This is a genomic window from Streptomyces sp. CNX435 (assembly GCF_059570575.1).
Genome location: NZ_JCANTA010000002.1, coordinates 221,564 through 239,175, shown reverse-complemented (window position 1 = coordinate 239,175; position 17,612 = coordinate 221,564). Strand labels below are relative to the sequence as shown.

16 protein-coding genes and 1 riboswitch are annotated in these 17,612 nt (G+C 74.3%); of the genes, 9 read left to right on the top strand and 7 right to left on the bottom strand.

All coding sequences use genetic code 11. The annotated features are described in order from the left end of the window. The first annotated feature begins 73 nt into the window (after window positions 1-73). A complete protein-coding gene (locus T328_RS04420) occupies window positions 74-1,036 on the top strand; it encodes a sugar phosphate isomerase/epimerase family protein (RefSeq protein ID WP_496494509.1) in 963 nt (320 codons plus the stop codon). 151 nt (window positions 1,037-1,187) lie between these two features. Here T328_RS04420 and T328_RS04415 read toward each other — a convergent pair whose 3' ends face one another. Both T328_RS04415 and T328_RS04410 read right to left on the bottom strand, forming a co-directional pair. Beyond that, on the bottom strand, window positions 1,188-1,616 hold the full coding sequence (locus T328_RS04415) for a hypothetical protein (protein WP_496494508.1): 429 nt from the start codon (window positions 1,614-1,616) through the stop codon (window positions 1,188-1,190). Then, window positions 1,613-2,089, bottom strand: coding sequence for an ATP-binding protein (locus tag T328_RS04410; protein WP_496494507.1), 477 nt, complete (start codon window positions 2,087-2,089; stop codon window positions 1,613-1,615). The genes T328_RS04415 and T328_RS04410 overlap by 4 nt, the downstream gene beginning before the upstream one ends. Before the next feature lie 234 nt (window positions 2,090-2,323). Here T328_RS04410 and T328_RS04405 point away from each other — a divergent pair, with 234 nt between their 5' ends. The 4 genes from T328_RS04405 to T328_RS04390 all read left to right on the top strand — a co-directional run bounded on the left by T328_RS04405 (window position 2,324) and on the right by T328_RS04390 (window position 5,572). Further along, complete coding sequence (locus T328_RS04405; RefSeq protein WP_496494506.1) at window positions 2,324-3,184, top strand: Sco1979 family transcriptional regulator; 861 nt, start codon at window positions 2,324-2,326, stop codon at window positions 3,182-3,184. After that, a complete protein-coding gene (locus tag T328_RS04400; protein WP_496494505.1) occupies window positions 3,185-3,433 on the top strand; it encodes a DUF397 domain-containing protein in 249 nt (82 codons plus the stop codon). Between the two features lie 389 nt (window positions 3,434-3,822). Further along, complete coding sequence (locus tag T328_RS04395) at window positions 3,823-4,395, top strand: hypothetical protein (protein WP_496494504.1); 573 nt, start codon at window positions 3,823-3,825, stop codon at window positions 4,393-4,395. 103 nt (window positions 4,396-4,498) lie between these two features. Then, window positions 4,499-4,672: riboswitch (cyclic di-AMP (ydaO/yuaA leader) on the top strand. 6 nt (window positions 4,673-4,678) lie between these two features. Beyond that, window positions 4,679-5,572 carry an aggregation-promoting factor C-terminal-like domain-containing protein gene (locus tag T328_RS04390; RefSeq protein WP_496494503.1) on the top strand — a complete coding sequence of 298 codons (894 nt, stop codon included), beginning with the start codon at window positions 4,679-4,681 and terminating at the stop codon, window positions 5,570-5,572. Window positions 5,573-5,656: 84 nt separating this feature from the next. On the opposite strand, the gene T328_RS04385 is transcribed toward T328_RS04390, so the two are convergent. Further along, complete coding sequence (locus T328_RS04385) at window positions 5,657-6,469, bottom strand: FadR/GntR family transcriptional regulator (RefSeq protein WP_496494502.1); 813 nt, start codon at window positions 6,467-6,469, stop codon at window positions 5,657-5,659. 90 nt (window positions 6,470-6,559) lie between these two features. Further along, complete coding sequence (locus T328_RS04380) at window positions 6,560-7,342, bottom strand: SDR family NAD(P)-dependent oxidoreductase (RefSeq protein WP_496494501.1); 783 nt, start codon at window positions 7,340-7,342, stop codon at window positions 6,560-6,562. Window positions 7,343-7,446: 104 nt separating this feature from the next. On the opposite strand from T328_RS04380, the gene T328_RS04375 reads away from it, so the two are divergent. Both T328_RS04375 and dgoD read left to right on the top strand, forming a co-directional pair. Then, window positions 7,447-9,498 (top strand): beta-galactosidase, encoded by a 2,052-nt coding sequence (locus T328_RS04375; protein WP_496494500.1) that lies wholly within the window; start codon window positions 7,447-7,449, stop codon window positions 9,496-9,498. After that, window positions 9,495-10,643 (top strand): galactonate dehydratase, encoded by a 1,149-nt coding sequence (gene dgoD / locus T328_RS04370; protein WP_496494499.1) that lies wholly within the window; start codon window positions 9,495-9,497, stop codon window positions 10,641-10,643. Before T328_RS04375 ends, dgoD begins: the two co-directional genes overlap by 4 nt. 30 nt (window positions 10,644-10,673) lie before the next feature. Here dgoD and T328_RS04365 read toward each other — a convergent pair whose 3' ends face one another. Next, the gene (locus tag T328_RS04365) at window positions 10,674-11,960 is read right to left on the bottom strand and encodes an MFS transporter (protein WP_496494498.1); all 1,287 of its coding nucleotides are present in this window, start codon (window positions 11,958-11,960) and stop codon (window positions 10,674-10,676) included. A 146-nt stretch (window positions 11,961-12,106) separates the two neighbouring features. Here T328_RS04365 and T328_RS04360 point away from each other — a divergent pair, with 146 nt between their 5' ends. Continuing rightward, window positions 12,107-13,285, top strand: coding sequence for an acyltransferase family protein (locus T328_RS04360; protein WP_496494497.1), 1,179 nt, complete (start codon window positions 12,107-12,109; stop codon window positions 13,283-13,285). Between the two features lie 81 nt (window positions 13,286-13,366). Here T328_RS04360 and T328_RS04355 read toward each other — a convergent pair whose 3' ends face one another. Together T328_RS04355 and rpe are read right to left on the bottom strand one after the other, a co-directional pair. Beyond that, window positions 13,367-14,356: a sugar-binding transcriptional regulator gene (locus tag T328_RS04355; RefSeq protein WP_496494893.1), complete on the bottom strand. Its 990-nt coding sequence runs from the start codon at window positions 14,354-14,356 to the stop codon at window positions 13,367-13,369. Between the two features lie 172 nt (window positions 14,357-14,528). Beyond that, window positions 14,529-15,218 carry a ribulose-phosphate 3-epimerase gene (gene rpe, locus T328_RS04350; protein ID WP_496494496.1) on the bottom strand — a complete coding sequence of 230 codons (690 nt, stop codon included), beginning with the start codon at window positions 15,216-15,218 and terminating at the stop codon, window positions 14,529-14,531. A 141-nt stretch (window positions 15,219-15,359) separates the two neighbouring features. On the opposite strand from rpe, the gene T328_RS04345 reads away from it, so the two are divergent. Continuing rightward, window positions 15,360-17,606, top strand: coding sequence for an MMPL family transporter (locus T328_RS04345; RefSeq protein WP_496494495.1), 2,247 nt, complete (start codon window positions 15,360-15,362; stop codon window positions 17,604-17,606). The last annotated feature ends 6 nt before the right edge of the window (window positions 17,607-17,612 follow it).

The following is a 17,612-nucleotide window of genomic DNA, read 5'->3' as shown; positions in this document are numbered from 1 at the left end:
CGCGGGGTGGCGTGCGCGCGTACGCCACCCCGCGGCTCCACCCCGTCCACACCTACCTCGCAGGAGAGACGACATGAGCAAGCCCAGCCTGCACCGCCGTGGATTCCTCCGGGCCGCCGCCGGCACCGCGGCCGGCACCGCCGCCGTCGCAGCGGGCGCCGGGGCCCACGCCGCCGCCCGCGGAAACGGCCGCGGCGGCCTGATCCCCCGGGGCCGTATCGGCCTCCAGCTCTACAGCGTCCGCGACCAGATCCAGCAGCGCGGCTTCACCCCGGTACTGACGGAGCTGGCCGAGATCGGCTACAAGCACATCGAGTTCGCCGGCTACACCTCGCCGGCGGAGCCGGACATGACCGTGGCGAAGCTGCGCACGCTGCTCGACGACAACGGCCTGCGCGCCGGCGGCGCCCACATCGGGCTCGACGCGCTGCTCAACGCGGACACCCGCGAGCAGGAGTTCGAGAACGCCGTCGCGCTCGGCATGGACTACGTCGGCACCGCCAGCGACTTCCCCGGCGGCACGGCGGCGGAGATCCAGGCCGGCGCCGACCGCTTCAACGAGTCCGGGGAGGCGGCCAGCCGCCACGGGCTGAAGATCTACCAGCACAACCACACCAACGAGTTCGGCCCGGTCTCCGACCAGCCGGGGGTGCGGCGCCACGACCTGTTCCTCAGCGGCACCGACCCGCGGTACGTCTTCCTGGAGCTGGACATCCTCTGGGCGTTCGGCGCCTCGCTGCGCTTCCGCGACCAGCTCGGCGAGTTCGACCCGCTGGACTACGTCAACGCCGCCCCGCGGCGCTACATCGCCTTCCACGCCAAGGACGGCGTGCGGGACCCGGCACAGACGAACCAGTACCGCGACGTCGTCTTCGGCCAGGGCGAGCTGGACTTCAACACGTTCTTCGGCGGGCTGCGGGAGCCGGCGCTGCCGCTGTACTTCTGGGAGCAGGACCGCGCGCCAGAGGAGCCGCAGGGCTCGATCTGGGCGGCCGAGACGAGCTACGACGCGATGGTGGCGCTGCGCCGGGACTGATGAACGAGGTCCGCGGCAGCGCGGGACACCCGGCGCGGGACGTCTGGCGCACGGGGCCCTCGGGTGCCGTTACCCCTTGGCGGGCCGGCCGCGGGCACCTCCCCCGCAACCGAATCGAGGAGGTGCCCGCCGACCGGTCCGCCGCGGGTGCTCAGGCGGCGTCGCTGCGGCCCGCGGCCGTCCAGGCGACGTCGCAGGACCAGGCGGGCTCGGCACCGGTGCGCCGACAGACCAGCAGGTACAGCGGGATCGGCGGCGTGTACGGAACGCCGTCGGCCGGCCGGTGCACCAGCCGGGGTACGGCCGCCGCCCCGCCGCCCGGACCGGCCGCGGCCCGGGAGACCGCGGCTCCCGGGGCGTAGTCGACGGCCGACGGCCAGCGCAGACCGAGGTCGGAGCCGGCCGGCACGATCCACCACCACCGGCTGCCGTCGGCGAAGACGCAGCCGACGCGGGGCAGCCGGGTCATCACGTCGTACCCGATGCGCTCCGGCACGCCCACCGCGTCGCAGCCGAGCGCCGTGGCGCCCGCGCCCGGTACGGCCAGCCGCAGCCGACCGCCGGGCCCGGTGCGCATCATCCGGCCGCCCGTTCGACGACCGCCCGGCCGGCCACCGCGTCGACCCCCGATGTGTCCGACGCACCGGCCCGCCGGTGGCTCGGCGCGGCGGCCCCCCCGGCCGCCGACGCCTCACGGCGCAGCTCCGCCCAGACCACCAGGCCCGGGCCGGGTCGGGCGTCATACGCCCCCCAGCTGCTGCTTACCGCGGTGACGAGCAGGAGCCCCCGACCCTGCTCGTCCGCGCACGACCGCTGCACCCGCAGACTTCCCGGCTCGTCACCCTGATCGGTGACGGCCAGCCGCAGGCTGTCGGCGCTGCAGCGCAGTTCGCACCCTATGCGCCGACTCCCCGTATGCAGCAGTGCGTTGGTCACCAGTTCCGAGAGGGCGAGGGTGGCGCTGTCTCCCACCTCGCCCTCCACCTCCCAGCGGTGCAGTTGCTCGCGGGCCAGCCGGCGGGCGACCGCAACGGCCTCCGTTCGTGCTGGCACCTCGAAACCGCACCGCACCGCATCCGCCCCCGAACGGGCCCCCGGCACGCCGGGGTCCTGCGTCACGACCCCCGAACGATGCAGCTGTGTGGACTGGCTCACATCCCAAACTATGGTCCCGCCGCGACCACTTGGCAACCCCCACTGTGAATTTTTCAGAGTTGCTGTTGCACTGTGGGCACGAAGCACTGGGCGTGGCACACTGCTTGAGGCATTCCGACAGGGAGGTATGGCGTGAGCGAACCGCGGTCCGCGCCGACCGTGGGGCAGGTCGTTCTCGGCAAGCGGTTGCAGGAGCTGCGCGAGCACGCCGGGCTGAAGCGCGAGGAGGCGGCCCGGATCCTGCGCGTCGCCCCGGCCACGGTCCGCCGGATGGAGACCGCCGAGGTCGCGCTGAAGGTCCCGTACGTGCAGCTGCTGCTGCAGACGTACGGCATCGACCGGGAGGAGGTCGACGCCTTCGTCGCGCTCACCGAGGAGGCCAACGAGCCCGGCTGGTGGCAGCGCTTCCACGACATCCTGCCCGACTGGTTCAGCATGTACGTGAGCCTGGAGGGCGCGGCGTCGCTCATCAGGTCGTACGAGCCGCACTTCGTGCCCGGCCTCATGCAGACCGAGGACTACGCGCGGCACGTCCTGAAGGTCGGCTCCCTCGGCCGGGTGGGAGCCGCGGAGATCGAGCGGCACGTCGCGCTGCGCATGGAGCGCCAGGAGCTGCTCACCCGCGAGAACGCGCCGCGGTTCTGGGCGATCGTGGACGAGACCGTGCTGCGCCGCCCGGTGGGCGACGGCCAGGTGATGCGCGCGCAGGTCGACCGGCTCCTCGACGTCGCCTCGCGGCCGAACGTCACGCTCCAGATGGCGGAGTTCCGCACCGGGCACCACCCGGGCACGTACAGCCCCTTCGTCCTCTTCCGGTTCGCGGTTCCGGAGCTGCCGGACATGATCTACACCGAGTACCTCACCGGTGCCGTCTACCTCGACGGCCGGCACGAGGTGGCCTCTCACCTCGCCGCGCTGGACCACATGGCGGCCCAGGCGGCGACGGCGAAACGCACGAAGGAGATCCTCCGGGACTTCCGCAAGGAGCTGTGAATGGAACGCATTTACAACGGTATGCCGGCCGCGGACCTCGGCGCCGAGGGCTGGCGCAAGCCGTGGAGCGGCGGCAACGGCGGCAACTGCGTCGAGACCATGAGGCTGCGGGACGGCCGGATAGCGGTACGGCACTCGGCCGACCCCGACGGCCCCGCCCTGATCTACACCCCCGGCGAGATGGACGCCTTCATCGAGGGCGCGAAGGCCGGCGAAGCCGACTTCCTGCTCTCCCGCAGCCCGGAATGACCGAGCCCGGCGCCGCCGCCGCGCACGTGCGGCGGCGCCGCAGGGTCCACTCGCCGGTCCCGCTGGACGGCGAGCACGACCCGGCGAACGGGGGTGTGGCCCGCGTCGGTTGACGCGGGCCGCCGGCCGGGAGCACAGAGAGGGAGGGGACGCCCGGGGGGCGTCCCCTCCCTCGGCGTCTGCGGGGGGTACGGGCGCTCGTGGAATTCCAGAAATCATGAACTGTGGGTGCACGAACCGCTGCCTTACGCGACGTAACGGCGTACGGTATGCCCCCGATGGCCCTCATCAGCCACTCGGGGAGGCCCACGATGAGCGCATCTCCACCCCCGTCCGGCGGCGCTGCCGGCGCTAGACGGGCGGTCCACGTCGGGGTACTGCTCCCCAAGATGCCGGAGGAGCCCGGCGTCTGGCTGGCGGAGTGCGCGGCGTACGACTCCGCGGGCGCCGACGCGCTGTGGCTGGACGGCGGTCCGGACCCGGCGCACGACGTGCTGGCGCTCGCCGCCGCCCTGGCCGGCGCCACGAACCGGGCGAAGCTCGTCGTCGCCCTGCCCGACAGTGTTCCGCAGGCCGCGTGGCTGGCCCGGGCGCTGGCCACCGTCGTGCTGCTGAGCGAGCGCCGGCTCGCGCTCGCCGCCGACTCCCGGCGGTGCGCGGAACTCGTCGCCGTCGCCCCGACGGTGCCCGCCTTCCGCCGGCTGGCGCCCGCCGGGCCCGGGTACGAGGAGCCGGGCGCCGGGCCCTGGACCCCGGTGGCGGCGCCGGCCGGGCCGGACGCCTGGCGGGCCGCGCTGTCCGGCGCCGCGGACCGCGGGGTGCACGGTCTCGTCGTACCGGCGGGGCCGCCGCTGCTGGAGGCGCTGCGCCGCGGCGGAGGTGTCCAACGCCACAAGCGCACCAACCGCCCTACACGTGCACGCGTAGCCACGGAGCGTCAGAGTCCGCGTGGATCCTCGTGATCCTCTTGTGATCTGCCGTTCGATCTCCTAGTGTCCGAGAGGTTCGCAGACGCGAGCACCGTGCTCCGGTACGCCGAATCCTGCCCGTCGGAGCCCGGAACCGTCGTCCCCACAGCCGTTCGGGCAGGAGCGGGGGAACCATTTCTCCGTCGGCCGGAGGCCCGGTGGCAACCGCACCGGACTCCCCGACTCGGGGTGAAGCCGCACCGCACGACGCGGCCGGGCAACTCCAGCCCGAACCCGACAGCTCACTTCGCAGGCGTCGGAGAAAGAGCGAGCCACCATGGCCGGAACCGGCACCCGGCGCGCGCCCAAGTCGCGCTCCACCCGCCGCTATGCCGCCGCCGCGGGAGTGGGCATAGCCCTCCCCGTCGCCGGCGGAGTCGCGGCGACCGCCGCGCACGCCTATACGGTCGAAAAGGGCGACACCCTCTCGGAGATCGCCGAGGACAACGGATTCGGGGCCGACTGGCAGCGGCTGTACGAGGCCAACAAGGCTGCCGTCGGCGACAACCCGCACCTGATCCTCCCGGGCCAGGAGCTGGACCTCGACGGGAAGGCCGAGAGCAAGCCCGCCGAGGCCGACCAGACCGCCGCCGAGAGCGAGAAGCAGCAGCGCTACGTCCAGCACACCGTCGGTGCCGGCGAGACGCTGTCCAAGATCGCCGCGAAGTACGACGTGCCCGGCGGCTGGCAGCGCGTGTACGTCGACAACGAGAAGGCCATCGGCGACAACCCGGCCGCGTTGAAGGTCGGCACCGAGCTGCGCATCGACACCGAGGGCGGCAAGGTCGACAAGTCGATCGACCCGAACGGCGCGTCGTCCTCCGGGAGTTCCGGCGGCTCCGGCGGTGCCACGGAGGCGTCGCAGGCGAGCGTCCCGACCACCGAGTCGGGCATCCAGGCCGCGGCCCGGGAGATCGTGCCCGCGGACCAGTTCACCTGCTTCAGCAACATCGTGGAGCGGGAGAGCGGCTGGGACCACACCGCGACCAACCCCAGCTCCGGTGCGTACGGCCTCATGCAGGCCCTGCCGGGCGACAAGATGGCGTCGGCCGGCTCCGACTGGCGGACCAACCCGGTCACCCAGCTGGAGTGGGGCCTGGACTACATGAACGAGCGCTACGGCAGCCCGTGCGCCGCCTGGGAGTTCTGGCAGGCCAACAACTGGTACTGACCCCCGGGGCCGTGGGCCCGCGGGAGTTCTTCGCCGCCCCGTCGTGCGGATGCGTCCGCGCGGCGGGGCGCGCTCGTGCGCCGGCTACGCCCCGGCCCCCTGTTCGGTCCCCTGTTCGTCCGCCGCCGCGGGCGCCGGGGTGGGCTCCGGGCCCGGTGCCGCGCTCAGCTCGGCCAGGTCGTGCGCCGCCTGTGCGAGCAGCCTGCGCATCGCCGCCTCGGCCGCGTTCGGGTCCTGGGCCCGTACCGCGTCGAGCACCGCGCGGTGGCTCGGCACCGGATCCCGAGGGCGGTGCCCGGGGCCGTGCACCAGCCGGTCGCGGGCGGCCAGGCCGGTGGCGATGACCAGGTCCATGCGCTCCAGCAGCTCGTTGTGCGAGGCGGCCAGCAGGGCGCGGTGGAACGCGAGGTCCGCCGCGACGGCCGCGGCAGAGGCAGTCGTCCCGTCGCGCCCCTCGGCCATGGCCGCGAGCGCCGCGTCCAGCGCCGCCAGGTCCGCGGCGGTACGCCGCACCGCCGCCAGCCGCACCGCCGCCGGCTCGACGATGCCGCGCACCTCGTCCAGGTCCCGCAGCAGCGGGGAGGCCGCCCGCACGGCGGCGCCGTCGCCCTGCCGCCGCTCCGCGGTCTCGAAGCGCCAGCGCAGCACGTCGGCGTCGAGGAGGTTCCAGTCGGAGCGCGGCCGGATGAACGTGCCGCGCTTCTGCCGGGCGTCGACCATGCCCTTGGCGGCCAGTACCTTCAGCGACTCGCGCAGCGCGGTGAGGCTGACGCCCAGCTCGGCCTGCATGGCGGCGAGGTCGAGGGTGGCGCCCTCGGCTATCTCACCGCTGAGGACGCGGTGGGCGAGGGCCTCCACCGTCTGCCCGTGCACCCCGCGGCGGGCGTAACCCGACATGGCCGCTTGCTCCTTCCCTGTGCCCCTGTTCCCCGTGCTCCCCCGGGCCCGGCGGCCACTCCCGGCTCCGCCGGGATCCGCCCGCCCCGCTCAGGCCGATGACTTTACGACGCTCCAGCCGCCGTCCACGACCAGGCTGGCGCCGGTGACGTAGGACGCCTCGGGCGAGGCGAGGAAGGCGACGGCGGCGGCCACCTCCTCCGGCGCGCCCAGCCGGCCGGCGGCGGTCTGCGCCGCGCTGGCCCTGCGGTCCTCCGCGGAGACCCGGTCCCACAGCCGGGTCAGCACCGGACCGGGCAGCACGGTGTTCACCCGTACCGACGGGCCGTACTCGACGGCGAGTTGGCCGCCGAGCGAGAGCAGCCCGCCCTTGGCGGCGGCGTACGCGGGATGGCCCGGGATGCCGTGCCTGGCGTGCACCGACGAGACCAGCACCGCGGCGCCGGCGGCGCCCCGCTGCGCGCGCAGGCCGGGCAGGCAGGCGCGGAAGCCGAGGAACGCGGCCGTCAGGCCGACGTCGACCTGGCGCCGCCAGGACGCGGGCGACGTCTCGTGCGCGGGCGCGACGTCGACGGCGACGGCGTTGGAGACGAGGACGCCGACGGGGCCGAAGGCGCCGGCCGCGGCCACGATCCGGGCCCAGCCCTCCTCCCCGGCCACGTCCACGGTGACGGCGGCGGCCGTGCCGCCCGCGGCGGTGATCTCGGCGGCCGTGGCGTCGGCCCGGTCGCCGTCGATGTCGGCGACGACGACGGCGGCGCCCTCGGCGGCGAGCCGCCGGGCGACGGCCGCGCCGATGCCGGCGGCGGCTCCGGTGACGACGGCGGTGCGGCCGGCAAAGCGGCCGAGTTGCGTGGGTCCGGCTGCTGTCACGAGGTCACGCTCCGGGTATTGACGGATCTGCCAGAGGGCTTCTACGTTGCCCGCACGTTAATTCGTAAATTATGTCATCAGCAAGAGGGGCGGAGGACGCACACGTGAGGCGCATCCACTTCGGCGGCGACTACAACCCGGAGCACTGGCCGGAGGAGGTCAGGGCCGAGGACATCCGGCTGATGAAGGAGGCCGGGGTCTCCATGGTGACGGCCGGGATCTTCTCCTGGGCGCTGGTCGAGCCGCGACCGGGCGCGTACGACTTCGACTGGTTCGGCCGCGTGCTGGACGACCTGCACGGCGCCGGCGTGCGCGTCTGCCTGGCGACCATGACCGCCTCCCCGCCGCCGTGGCTCTCCGAGCGGCACCCGGAGATCCTGCTCCAGGGCCCCGACGGCGTCCGCAAGTGGCCCGGCTCGCGGCAGCACTTCTGCCCCTCCAGCCCGGTCTACCGCGAGCACGCCGTCCGCCTCGTCACCGAGCTGGCCACCCGCTACGGCACGCACCCCGCCCTGGACAGCTGGCACATCGGCAACGAGTACGGCTGCTCCAACCCGCGCTGCTACTGCGACGTCTCCGCCGCCGACTTCCGCCGCTGGCTGCAGGAGCGCTACGGCACCGTCGAGGCGCTGAACACCGCCTGGGCCACCACCTTCTGGTCGCAGCGCTACGGCACCTTCGAACAGGTCCTCCCGCCGCGCACCACCCCCACCCACCCCAACCCCGCCCAGGTGCTGGACTACGCACGCTTCTGCGACGACGCCCTGCTGCAGTGCTACCTGGCCGAGAAACTGGCCCTGGGCCGGATCACCCCCGACGTGCCCGTCACCACCAACCACATGCCGCTGCACAAGCCCGTCGACCCGTATGCCTGGGCGGCACACGAGGACGTCCAGGCGCTGGACTTCTACCAGGACCCGTACGACCCCGAGACCCACATCGGCGCCGGCCTCGCCTTCGACGTGACGCGCTCCGCGGGCGGCGGGCGCCCCTGGATGCTGATGGAGCAGGCGCCGAGCGCCGTCAACTGGCGGGCGCGCAACAGCCCCAAGCCGCCCGGCGCGATGCGGCTGTGGAGCTGGCAGGCCGTCGCACAGGGCGCGGACGCGGTGCTGTACTTCCAGTGGCGCGCGACCCCCGGCGGCGCCGAGAAGTTCCACTCGGCGATGGTGCCGCACGCCGGCACCGACACCCGGATCTTCCGCGAGGTGAGCGCGCTGGGCCGGGAGCTGGGCGCCGTTCCGCAGCTCGCGGGCTCCCGCGCGCGCCCGGACGTGGCGCTGCTCGCGGACTGGCACAGCTGGTGGGCACTGGAGCAGGGCTCGCACCCGTCCGCGGACCTGGACTTCGCCGAGACCCTGCGCCGCCACTACAAGCCGCTGTTCGAGGCGGGCGTGGAGTGCGACGTGGTGCCGCCGGACCGCGACCTGTCCGCGTACCGGCTCGTGGTCGTGCCGAACCTGTACCTGATGAGCGCGGAGACGGGGGCCCGGCTGACCGAGTACGTACGCGCCGGGGGGCACCTGCTCGTCTCGTACTTCACCGGCATCTCCGACGACTGCGACCGCGTCCACACCGGCGGCTACCCGGCGCCGCTGCGCGAGGTCCTGGGCCTGCGCGTGGAAGAGTTCTGGCCGCTGGCCGAGGACCAGAGCCTGCCGCTGACCGGCGCGCTGACCGGCACCGGCGACCTGTGGTCGGAGTCGATCGACCTCGAAGGCGCCACCGCCGTCGCCGCGTTCGGCGCGGGCGAGCTGGCCGGCCGGCCCGCGGTCACCCGGCACGGGTACGGGGACGGCGTCGCCTGGTACGCGGGCACCCGGCTCACGCCGGCGGCGATGCGCACCCTGATGGACCGGGTGCGCGCCGGGGCCGGGGTGACGCCCGTGCTGCCGGGGCTGCCGGCGGGCGTGCAGGCCACCGTACGCGAGGGCGAGGCGGGCGCGGACGGGCCGGCCGAACGCTTCCTGTTCCTGCTCAACCACGGCGGGAGTGCCGCGACGGTCACCCTGCCCGAGCCGATGCGCGCGCTCGTCGGCGACGGCGCCGACCCCGCGGCCGGCCCGGTCGCCGCGGTCGAGCTGCCCGCCCGCGGCGTCGTCGTCCTGCGGCACGACCGGGCCGACCGAGGGCAGCGTCAAGGAGTGAGCAGTTGAAGATCACCCGGGTCGAGACCTTCGCCGTGCCGCCGCGCTGGCTGTTCTGCCGGATCGAGACGGACGACGGTCTCGTGGGCTGGGGCGAGCCCGTCGTGGAAGGCAGGGCGGCGACGGTCCGCACGGCCGCCCACGAACTCGCCGAGCAGTTCCTCGTCGGCGCCGACCCGCTGCGGATCGAGGACCACTGGCAGCTGATGACCAAGGGCTCCTTCTACCGCGGCGGGCCGGTGCTCTCCTCCGCCGTCGCGGGGCTGGACCAGGCGCTGTGGGACATCGCGGGCAAGGCGTTCGGTGCGCCCGTGCACCAGCTGCTCGGCGGCCCGGTGCGCGAGCGCGCCCGCGCGTACTGCTGGGTCGGCGGCGACGAGCCGGGCGAGGTACGGGACCAGGTCGCCGCGCAGCTGGCGGCCGGCTTCACGGCGGTGAAGATGAACGGCTCCGGGCGCATGGACCGGCTGCCGAACGTCGCCGACCTGCGCCGGGTCGCCGCGCGGGCGGAGGCGGCCCGTGACGCGCTCGGCGACGAGGGGGACTTCGCCGTCGACTTCCACGGGCGGTTCTCGGCGGCCGGCGCGATCAGGGCGATCGGGGTGCTGGAGCCGTACGCGCCGATGTTCGTGGAGGAGCCGGTGCTGCCCGAGCACACGCATCTGCTGGAGCGGGTCACCGGCTCGACGTCACTGCCCGTGGCCACCGGCGAGCGGCTGTTCTCGCGCGGCGAGGTGCTGCCGGCGCTGCGCGCGGGCGTCGCGGTGCTGCAGCCGGACCTCTCCCACGCGGGCGGCATCTCGGAGACCCGGCGGATAGCCTCGCTGGCCGAGACGTTCGACGTGGCGATCGCCCCGCACTGCCCGCTGGGGCCGCTCGCGCTGGCGGCGAGCCTGCAACTCGCCTTCTGCACGCCGAACTTCCTCATCCAGGAGCAGTCGATCGGCGTCCACTACCACACCGGTGCGGAGCTACTGGACTACGTCGCCGACCCGGAGGTCTTCCGCTTCCACGCCGGGCACCTGCCGCGGCCGACCGGGCCGGGGCTGGGCGTGGCGATCGACGAGCGGGCGGTACGGGCCGCGGACGGCACGGCGGAGAGCTGGCACAACCCGGTGTGGCGGCACCCGGACGGGTCGTTCGCGGAGTGGTGAGGGCGCCCGGAGCCGGCGGGCGGCTGCGGCTCAGCGGCGGGTCGCCGCCACCGCGCCGGCCGTCACCAGCACCGCGATGGCGACACCGAACGCGGTGGTGCCCGCCGTCAGCCCCACCGCGTCGCTGAGGTACCCGGCGGCCACGGGCAGCACCCCGGCCATCACATAGCCGCCGCCGGTGAGCGCCGCGTTGGCCTCGGCCAGCCGGGTCGCCGGTATCCGGGCGCTGAGCGTGCTGAGGCCGCCGAGCTGCGCGCTGCCCTGGCCGAGCCCGGCCAGCACCGCGGCGGCCAGCAGCAGCGGCACCGAGGAGACGGCGGTGGCCAGCACCAGCGCACCCATGGCGGCGGTGGTCAGGGCGGCGCCGAGCACGAAGAGGGTACGTACGGCCAGCCGCCGCACGGTGAACTGCACGCCGGTGGCCGCCGCGAAGAGCAGGAAGATCATGCCGCCGGCGAGCCCGCGGTTGTCGCTGTCCAGTAACTCGGCCAACAGGGACGGGCCGAGGGAGAGCACGAAGCCGGTGGCGGTCATGCCGGGGGCGAGGACGGCCAGGCTCAGCAGCAGGGTACGGCGGTGCCGGCGGGGCACGGACGGGATGCGGACGAGCCGGCGGGGCGCCGCTTCCGCTACGCCCCCGCCCTCCGGCTCCGCTCCCGCTCCCCGGGGCCGTACCGCCCGCCGGTCCGCCGGCCGGGGCAGCGGCATCCGCAGCACCACCGCCAGCGCGACGAGCAGCATCCCGGCCTGCACCACGAACACCAGCGTCGTAGGATGCGGCAGCGTCTCCGACAGCACTCCGGCGAGCATCGGCCCCAGCGCCGCACCGCCGACCATCGACGCGGACGCGACCAGCCCGCCGAACTGCTTCTGCCCCGGCGGCGCCAGATCGGCCACGGCCGCCATTCCGGCCGCCAGCACCGCGCCCACCGCGAACCCGGTCAGCACCCGCGCCACCCCCAGCACGGCGACGGACTCCGCGGTGGCGAAGAGCACGGAGGCCGCGAACGCCAGCGCCAGCCCGGGCAGCAGCACCGGCTTGCGGCCGTACCGGTCGGCGAGGGTGCCGGCGAAGGTCAGGGTGAAGAGCAGTCCGGCGATGTAGCCGGCGTAGATCAGCGTGATGACGGCGGCGGAGAAGCCGAAGCGGCCCTGCCACAGGACGTACAGCGGCGCGGGCTCGTTGGACAGGGAAGTCGAGGCGGCGACGGGCCAGGCGGCCAGCCACATCCAGCGCCGCGACCCGCCCGGCCGGCCGCCGGGCGCGGGGCCGGGGGCGTCGAGGGCGGGGTCCGTACGGCGGGCGTCGGCCGTCATGCGCACTCCAGGGCGAGGTCGGCCGCCACTGTACGAGATCGTCCCCGCGGCCTGAAGTGCGGGTGGCGGCCGGGAGGTCCGGGACTCCGCGGTGCCGGCCACCCCATGTTTCCCTATCATTCCTATCGGCATGATAGGGAAGATCGATGACCGGCAACGACAGGGAGCGGCCCGGCGCCTCCGGCGCGGCCCGGGACCCGTACTTCGACAACGCCAAGTTCCTGGCCGTGGTGCTCGTCGCCTGCGGGCACGCCTGGGAGCCGCTGGTCGACGGCAGCCGCGCGGTCGCCGCGGTGTACGAGACGGTCTACGCCTTCCACATGCCCGCGTTCGTGCTGATCTCCGGCTACTTCTCCCGCGGCCAGGACGGCTCGCCCCGCCGCGCCCGGGGGCTGGTCACCGGCCTGGTCGTGCCGTACCTGATCTTCGAGACCGCGTACACGCTCTTCGGGCGGTGGGCCGGCGGCGACGAGAGCCGCCTCAGCCTGCTCGACCCCTGGGGCGTGACGTGGTTCCTGCTCGCGCTGTTCGTCTGGCGGCTCTCCGTGCCGCTGTGGACGTCGCTGCGCCGGCCGCTGCCGGTGGCGCTGGCGGTGGCGGCGCTCGCCACCGCCGGCCCCGAGACCGGGGACGGCCTGGAGCTGCAACGGGTGCTGCAGCTCCTGCCGTTCTTCGTCCTGGGCCTCACCTGTGCACCGGAGCGGCTGCGGCTGCTGCGGCGGCGCGAGGCGCGGGTGCTGGCCGCCCCGGTGCTCCTCGCCGCGCCGGTGGCCGCGTACCTGCTCGGCCCGCACACCGACCGGCGCTGGCTCTACCACAACGCCGCCGCCCAGGAGATCGGCCACTCCGGCCGCACCGGGCTGCTCGTCACGCCTGTGCTGTTCTGCTGCTCGCTGCTGCTGGTGGCGGCGTTCCTCGCCTGGGTGCCCGGACGGCGGCTGTGGTGCACGGTGCTGGGCGCGGGCACGCTCTACGGCTACCTGCTGCACGCCTTCGCCACCCAGGGCGCCTGCTACGCCCGCTGGTACGAGCCCGAGTGGCTGACGACGCCGGCCGGGCCGGTCGCCGTCACCCTGGCCGCCGCCGCGGGGATGGCGCTGCTGTGCACTCCCCCGGTGCGCCGGGCGCTGCGCTGGGCGGTCGAGCCGCGGCTGACCCCGCTGTTCGCACCGGCGGGTACCGTGCCCCCGCGCGCCGCCCGATCGGTTGCGTCCCGCGGACTCACTCCGGCGCCCGCCCCCGGCCCTCTTACGGCCGTCGCTTGTACGACACCAACCGGTCACCGACCTCCGGGGGACCACGACGAGGAACCGCAGCGCCGGTGAGCCGCCCGCAGCGGCCGCCGGCTTCGCGGCGCGGCCGACGCGGCCAGCGAGACCAGCGAGACCAGCGAGACCAGCGAGACGCTACAGGTCGTCGGGGTCGGCGCGCTCCAGCGCGGGCCGCGGGCCCGGCGCCACCTCGTCCAGCAGGTAGTCCGCGGCGGCGGTGTCCGTGACCAGGCTGGTGACCAGGCCCGAGCGCAGCACCGCCCCGACGGCCTCGCGCTTGCGCGCCCCGCCGGCGACGGCGACCACCTCGGGGATCCGGCGCAGCCGGTCGGCCTCGACCGTGATGCACCGCTCCCCCAGGTCGCGGCCGATGCGCCGGCCCTCGGCGTCGAAGAGGTGCGCGGACATCTCGGCGGCGGCGCCCAGCGAGGCGTAGTGCTCGCGCTCCTCCTCGGAGAGCATGTCGTGGACGGCGGAGATGCCCTCCTCCCAGGAGCCGATGGAGACGGCGGCGACGGTCACCTTGTCGAAGTACTCGAAGGCGCGGGCCACCCCGGTCTGGCTGCGCAGCGCGGTGGCGGTGGCGGCGTCGGGCAGCAGCATCGGCGCGTAGATGGGGTGGGCCTCGCCGCCGGCGACCTCGGCCGCGCGGCGCACCGCCTCCACCGAGCCGCGCTCGGCGGTACCGGCGTCGTAGACGCCGGTGAGCTGGACGACGGTGCACGGGGGCAGCCGGTGCAGCGCCTGCGCCATGTTGATCGTGGACCGGCCCCAGGCCAGGCCCAGCACGTCGCCCTCGGTGACCAGCTCGGCGAGCAGGTCGGCGGCGACGCTGCCGAGGTTCTCCGGGTCGCGGGTGTCGGGCACGGCGTTGGCCGGCGCCTCCACGACGACGGCGTGGCGCAGGCCGAAGCGGGCGCGCAGGGCGTCGGAGCGCTCGGCGTCGAGTTCGGCGGGGACGCGGATCTCGATCCGTACGAGGTCGCGTTCGAGCGCGGTCTCCAGCACCCGGGCGACCTTGAAGCGGCTGACCCCGAACTCGTCGGCGATCTGGATCTTGGACTTGCCCTCAAGGTAGAAGCGGCGGGCCATCGCCGCCGCCTGCACCAGCTCCGCGGGTCCCATCCGCGCAGCCGTCCGGCCCGTCGACACCGCGATCTCCTTTGCGTTTCCCAGCGGCGCTGCTCGGAAGGCGCTGCTTCGTGGTCCATACTTTCACGATCCGGGGCCGGAGGCGCCGGCTCCGGGTGGGCCGACGGCCGCGGACCGCGAGGCGGTGCGGTGGTACGGGCGGACGCTAGTGGCAGCCGGCCGCCCAGGCCGCCCCCTCACTGGCCGCCGCCGCCTGCGCGCGCAGCGCCCGCACCGCGGCGGCCGGGTCCTCGGCCCCGTACACCGCGGAGCCCGCGACGAACACGTCCGCGCCCGCCTCGGCGCACCGCTCGATGGTCTCCGCGGAGACCCCGCCGTCGACCTGCAGCCACAGCTCCAGGCCGTGCTTGGCGATCAGCTCCCGGGTACGGCGCACCTTCGGCAGCATGATGTCCAGGAACGCCTGGCCGCCGAAGCCCGGCTCGACGGTCATGACCAGCAGCATGTCCAGCTCGGGCAACAGATCCTCGTACGGCTCGACGGGGGTGGCCGGCTTCAGCGCCATCGCGGCGCGCGCGCCCTTCGCGCGCAGCTCGCGCGCCAGGCGCACCGGCGCGGCGGCGGCCTCGGCGTGGAAGGTCACGGAGCCGGCACCCGCGTCCGCGAACGCGGGGGCCCAGCGGTCCGGCTCCTCGATCATCAGGTGGCAGTCCAGCGGGGTGTCGGTGGCCCGGCGCAGCGACTCGACGACCGGGACACCCAGCGTCAGGTTGGGCACGAAGTGGTTGTCCATGACGTCGACGTGGAGCCAGTCGGCACCGGAGACGGCCTCCGCCTCCTCGGCGAGACGGGCGAAGTCGGCGGACAGAATGCTGGGGTTGATCTGGACTGCCATGCCCCCAGCCTGCCACGTCCGCGTCACTGGAACGGCCGCGGTACCCGGGCTTCCCTTTGCCGTTCACCACGAAGGGGGCGGATTGTCAGTCCCGCGCGGCATGCTGCCGATCTAAAGACTCCATAAGCCTCGGGGGTACGTATGGACGGGCAGGGCACGGTGGACGCGGAGACCGAGAGACGGCCGCCGGACGGACAGGGGTCCGGGCAGCCCAGGGGCGTGGCCTGGCTGGTGTGCGGACGGCGTACGAAGTGGCTCGTGCTGGTGGTGTGGGTGCTGGTGCTCGGCGGGATGGGACCGCTCGCGCAGAAGCTCACGGACGCGCAGGACAACCAGACGGTGAACTGGCTGCCGCAGGAGGCCGAGTCGACCAGGGTGCTGCACGAGTCGGAGGAGATCCGTCCCGAGCAGATGCCGACCGTGGTGGTGTACGCCCGGGAGGCGGGCCTGACCGACGCCGACCGCGCCCGTATCGACGAGGACCTGACCGAGCTGCGGGCCCTGCGCGACCACGGGCTGCGCGGCGCCGACACCCCCGACCCGCAGTACGAGAACCGAGGCGCGCCGCGGGCGGCGCAGATCATCGTGCCGATGACCGCGGGCGACGACGCCTGGGAGCGGGTCGTCCCCGCGGTCGACGACATCCGCGGAGCGGTGGGCGAGGGCAACGGCGGGCTGTCGGTGCACGTCACCGGGCCCGGCGGGGCCAACGCCGACTTCGCCGAGGGCTTCGAGGGCATCGACTCCACGCTGCTGTTCGCCGCGATGAGCGTGGTCATCGTGATGCTGCTGCTCACGTACCGCAGCCCCACGCTCCTGTTCATCCCGCTGATCTCGGTGATGGCCGCGCTGGTCACCTCGCAGGCGCTGATCTATCTGCTCGCCGAGCACGCGGGGCTCACCGTCAACGGGCAGAGCGCCGGCATCCTCACGGTGCTGGTCTTCGGGGCCGGCACGGACTACGCGCTGCTGCTCGTCGCCCGCTACCGCGAGGAGCTGCGGCGGCACGAGGACCGGCACGAGGCGATGGCGCTCGCGCTGCACCGCGCGGGCCCGGCCGTGCTGGCCAGCGCCGCGACCGTGATCGTGGCGATGATGGTGCTGATGTTCGCGGAGATGAACTCCACCCGCGGCCTCGGCCCCGTCGTCGCCATCGGCATCGCGGTGGCGCTGCTCGCGCTGCTGACGCTGTTCCCGGCGCTGCTGGTGATCGTCGGCCGGTGGATCTTCTGGCCGGTGCGGCCGCACCTGGGCTCGCCGGAGCCGACGGAGCGCGGTGTGTGGGCCCGTACGGGACGCCGCATCGCGCGCCGGCCGCGCACGGTGTGGGTGGCCGGCGCGCTGGCGCTGGCCGCGCTCTCGCTGGGCCTGACACAGCTGAAGGCGACCGGCCTCAGCTACGAGGACTCCTTCACCTCCCACCCCGAGTCGATCGTCGGCGCCGAGGTGCAGGCGCGCTACTTCGCGGCCGGCGGCGGCGACCCGCTGGTGATCCTCGCCGACGCGGACGCCGAGGACGAGGTCGTGCGGGCGGTCTCGGGCGTGCGCGGCGTGTCGGACGAGCCGATCACCAGCCCGCCGGACACTCGTGGCAGCGGCGACCGCACCTACCTGGAGGCGATCCTCGCCGACAACCCCAGCGGCTCCGCCGCGAAGGACACCGTCGACCGGGTCCGGGCGGAACTCGACGGGCTGCCGGAGGCGAACGCCCTCGTGGGCGGCACGACGGCGGCCATCGTGGACATGGACACGGCGGTGTCGCGAGACAACAAGGTCATCATCCCGCTCGTGCTGCTGGCGGTCTTCGTCATCCTGCTGATCCTGCTGCGCGCGGTGCTGGCGCCGCTGCTGCTGATGGCCACGGTGGTGCTGTCCTTCGGCGCGGCGCTGGGAGTGAGCGCGTTCGCCTTCCGGCACGTCTTCGACTTCGCCGGCGAGGACACGGCGTTCCCCCTGCTGGTCTTCGTCTTCCTGGTGGCCCTCGGCATCGACTACAACATCTTCCTCGCCACCCGGGTACGGGAGGAGTCGCAGCGGCTGGGCACCCGGCGCGGGGCGCTGACGGGCCTGGCGGCGACGGGCGGCGTGATCACCTCGGCGGGCCTGGTGCTGGCGGGGACGTTCGCGGTGTTCGGCTCGCTGCCGATGGTGGCGTTCGCGGAGATCGGCTTCGCGGTCGCGCTCGGGGTGCTGCTGGACACGTTCATCGTCCGCTCGATGCTCGTCACCTCACTGCTCCTGGACATCGGGGACCGGGTGTGGTGGCCGGGGGCGCTGTCCCGCCGCCCCGCGGGCACCCCGGAGGAGGCCCCCGCGGAGGCGGCGGCGGCGCTGGCGGCGAAGGGCACCGCCGCGGGCGGCGAAACGGAGGCGGCGCTGCGGAAGTAGCGGCCG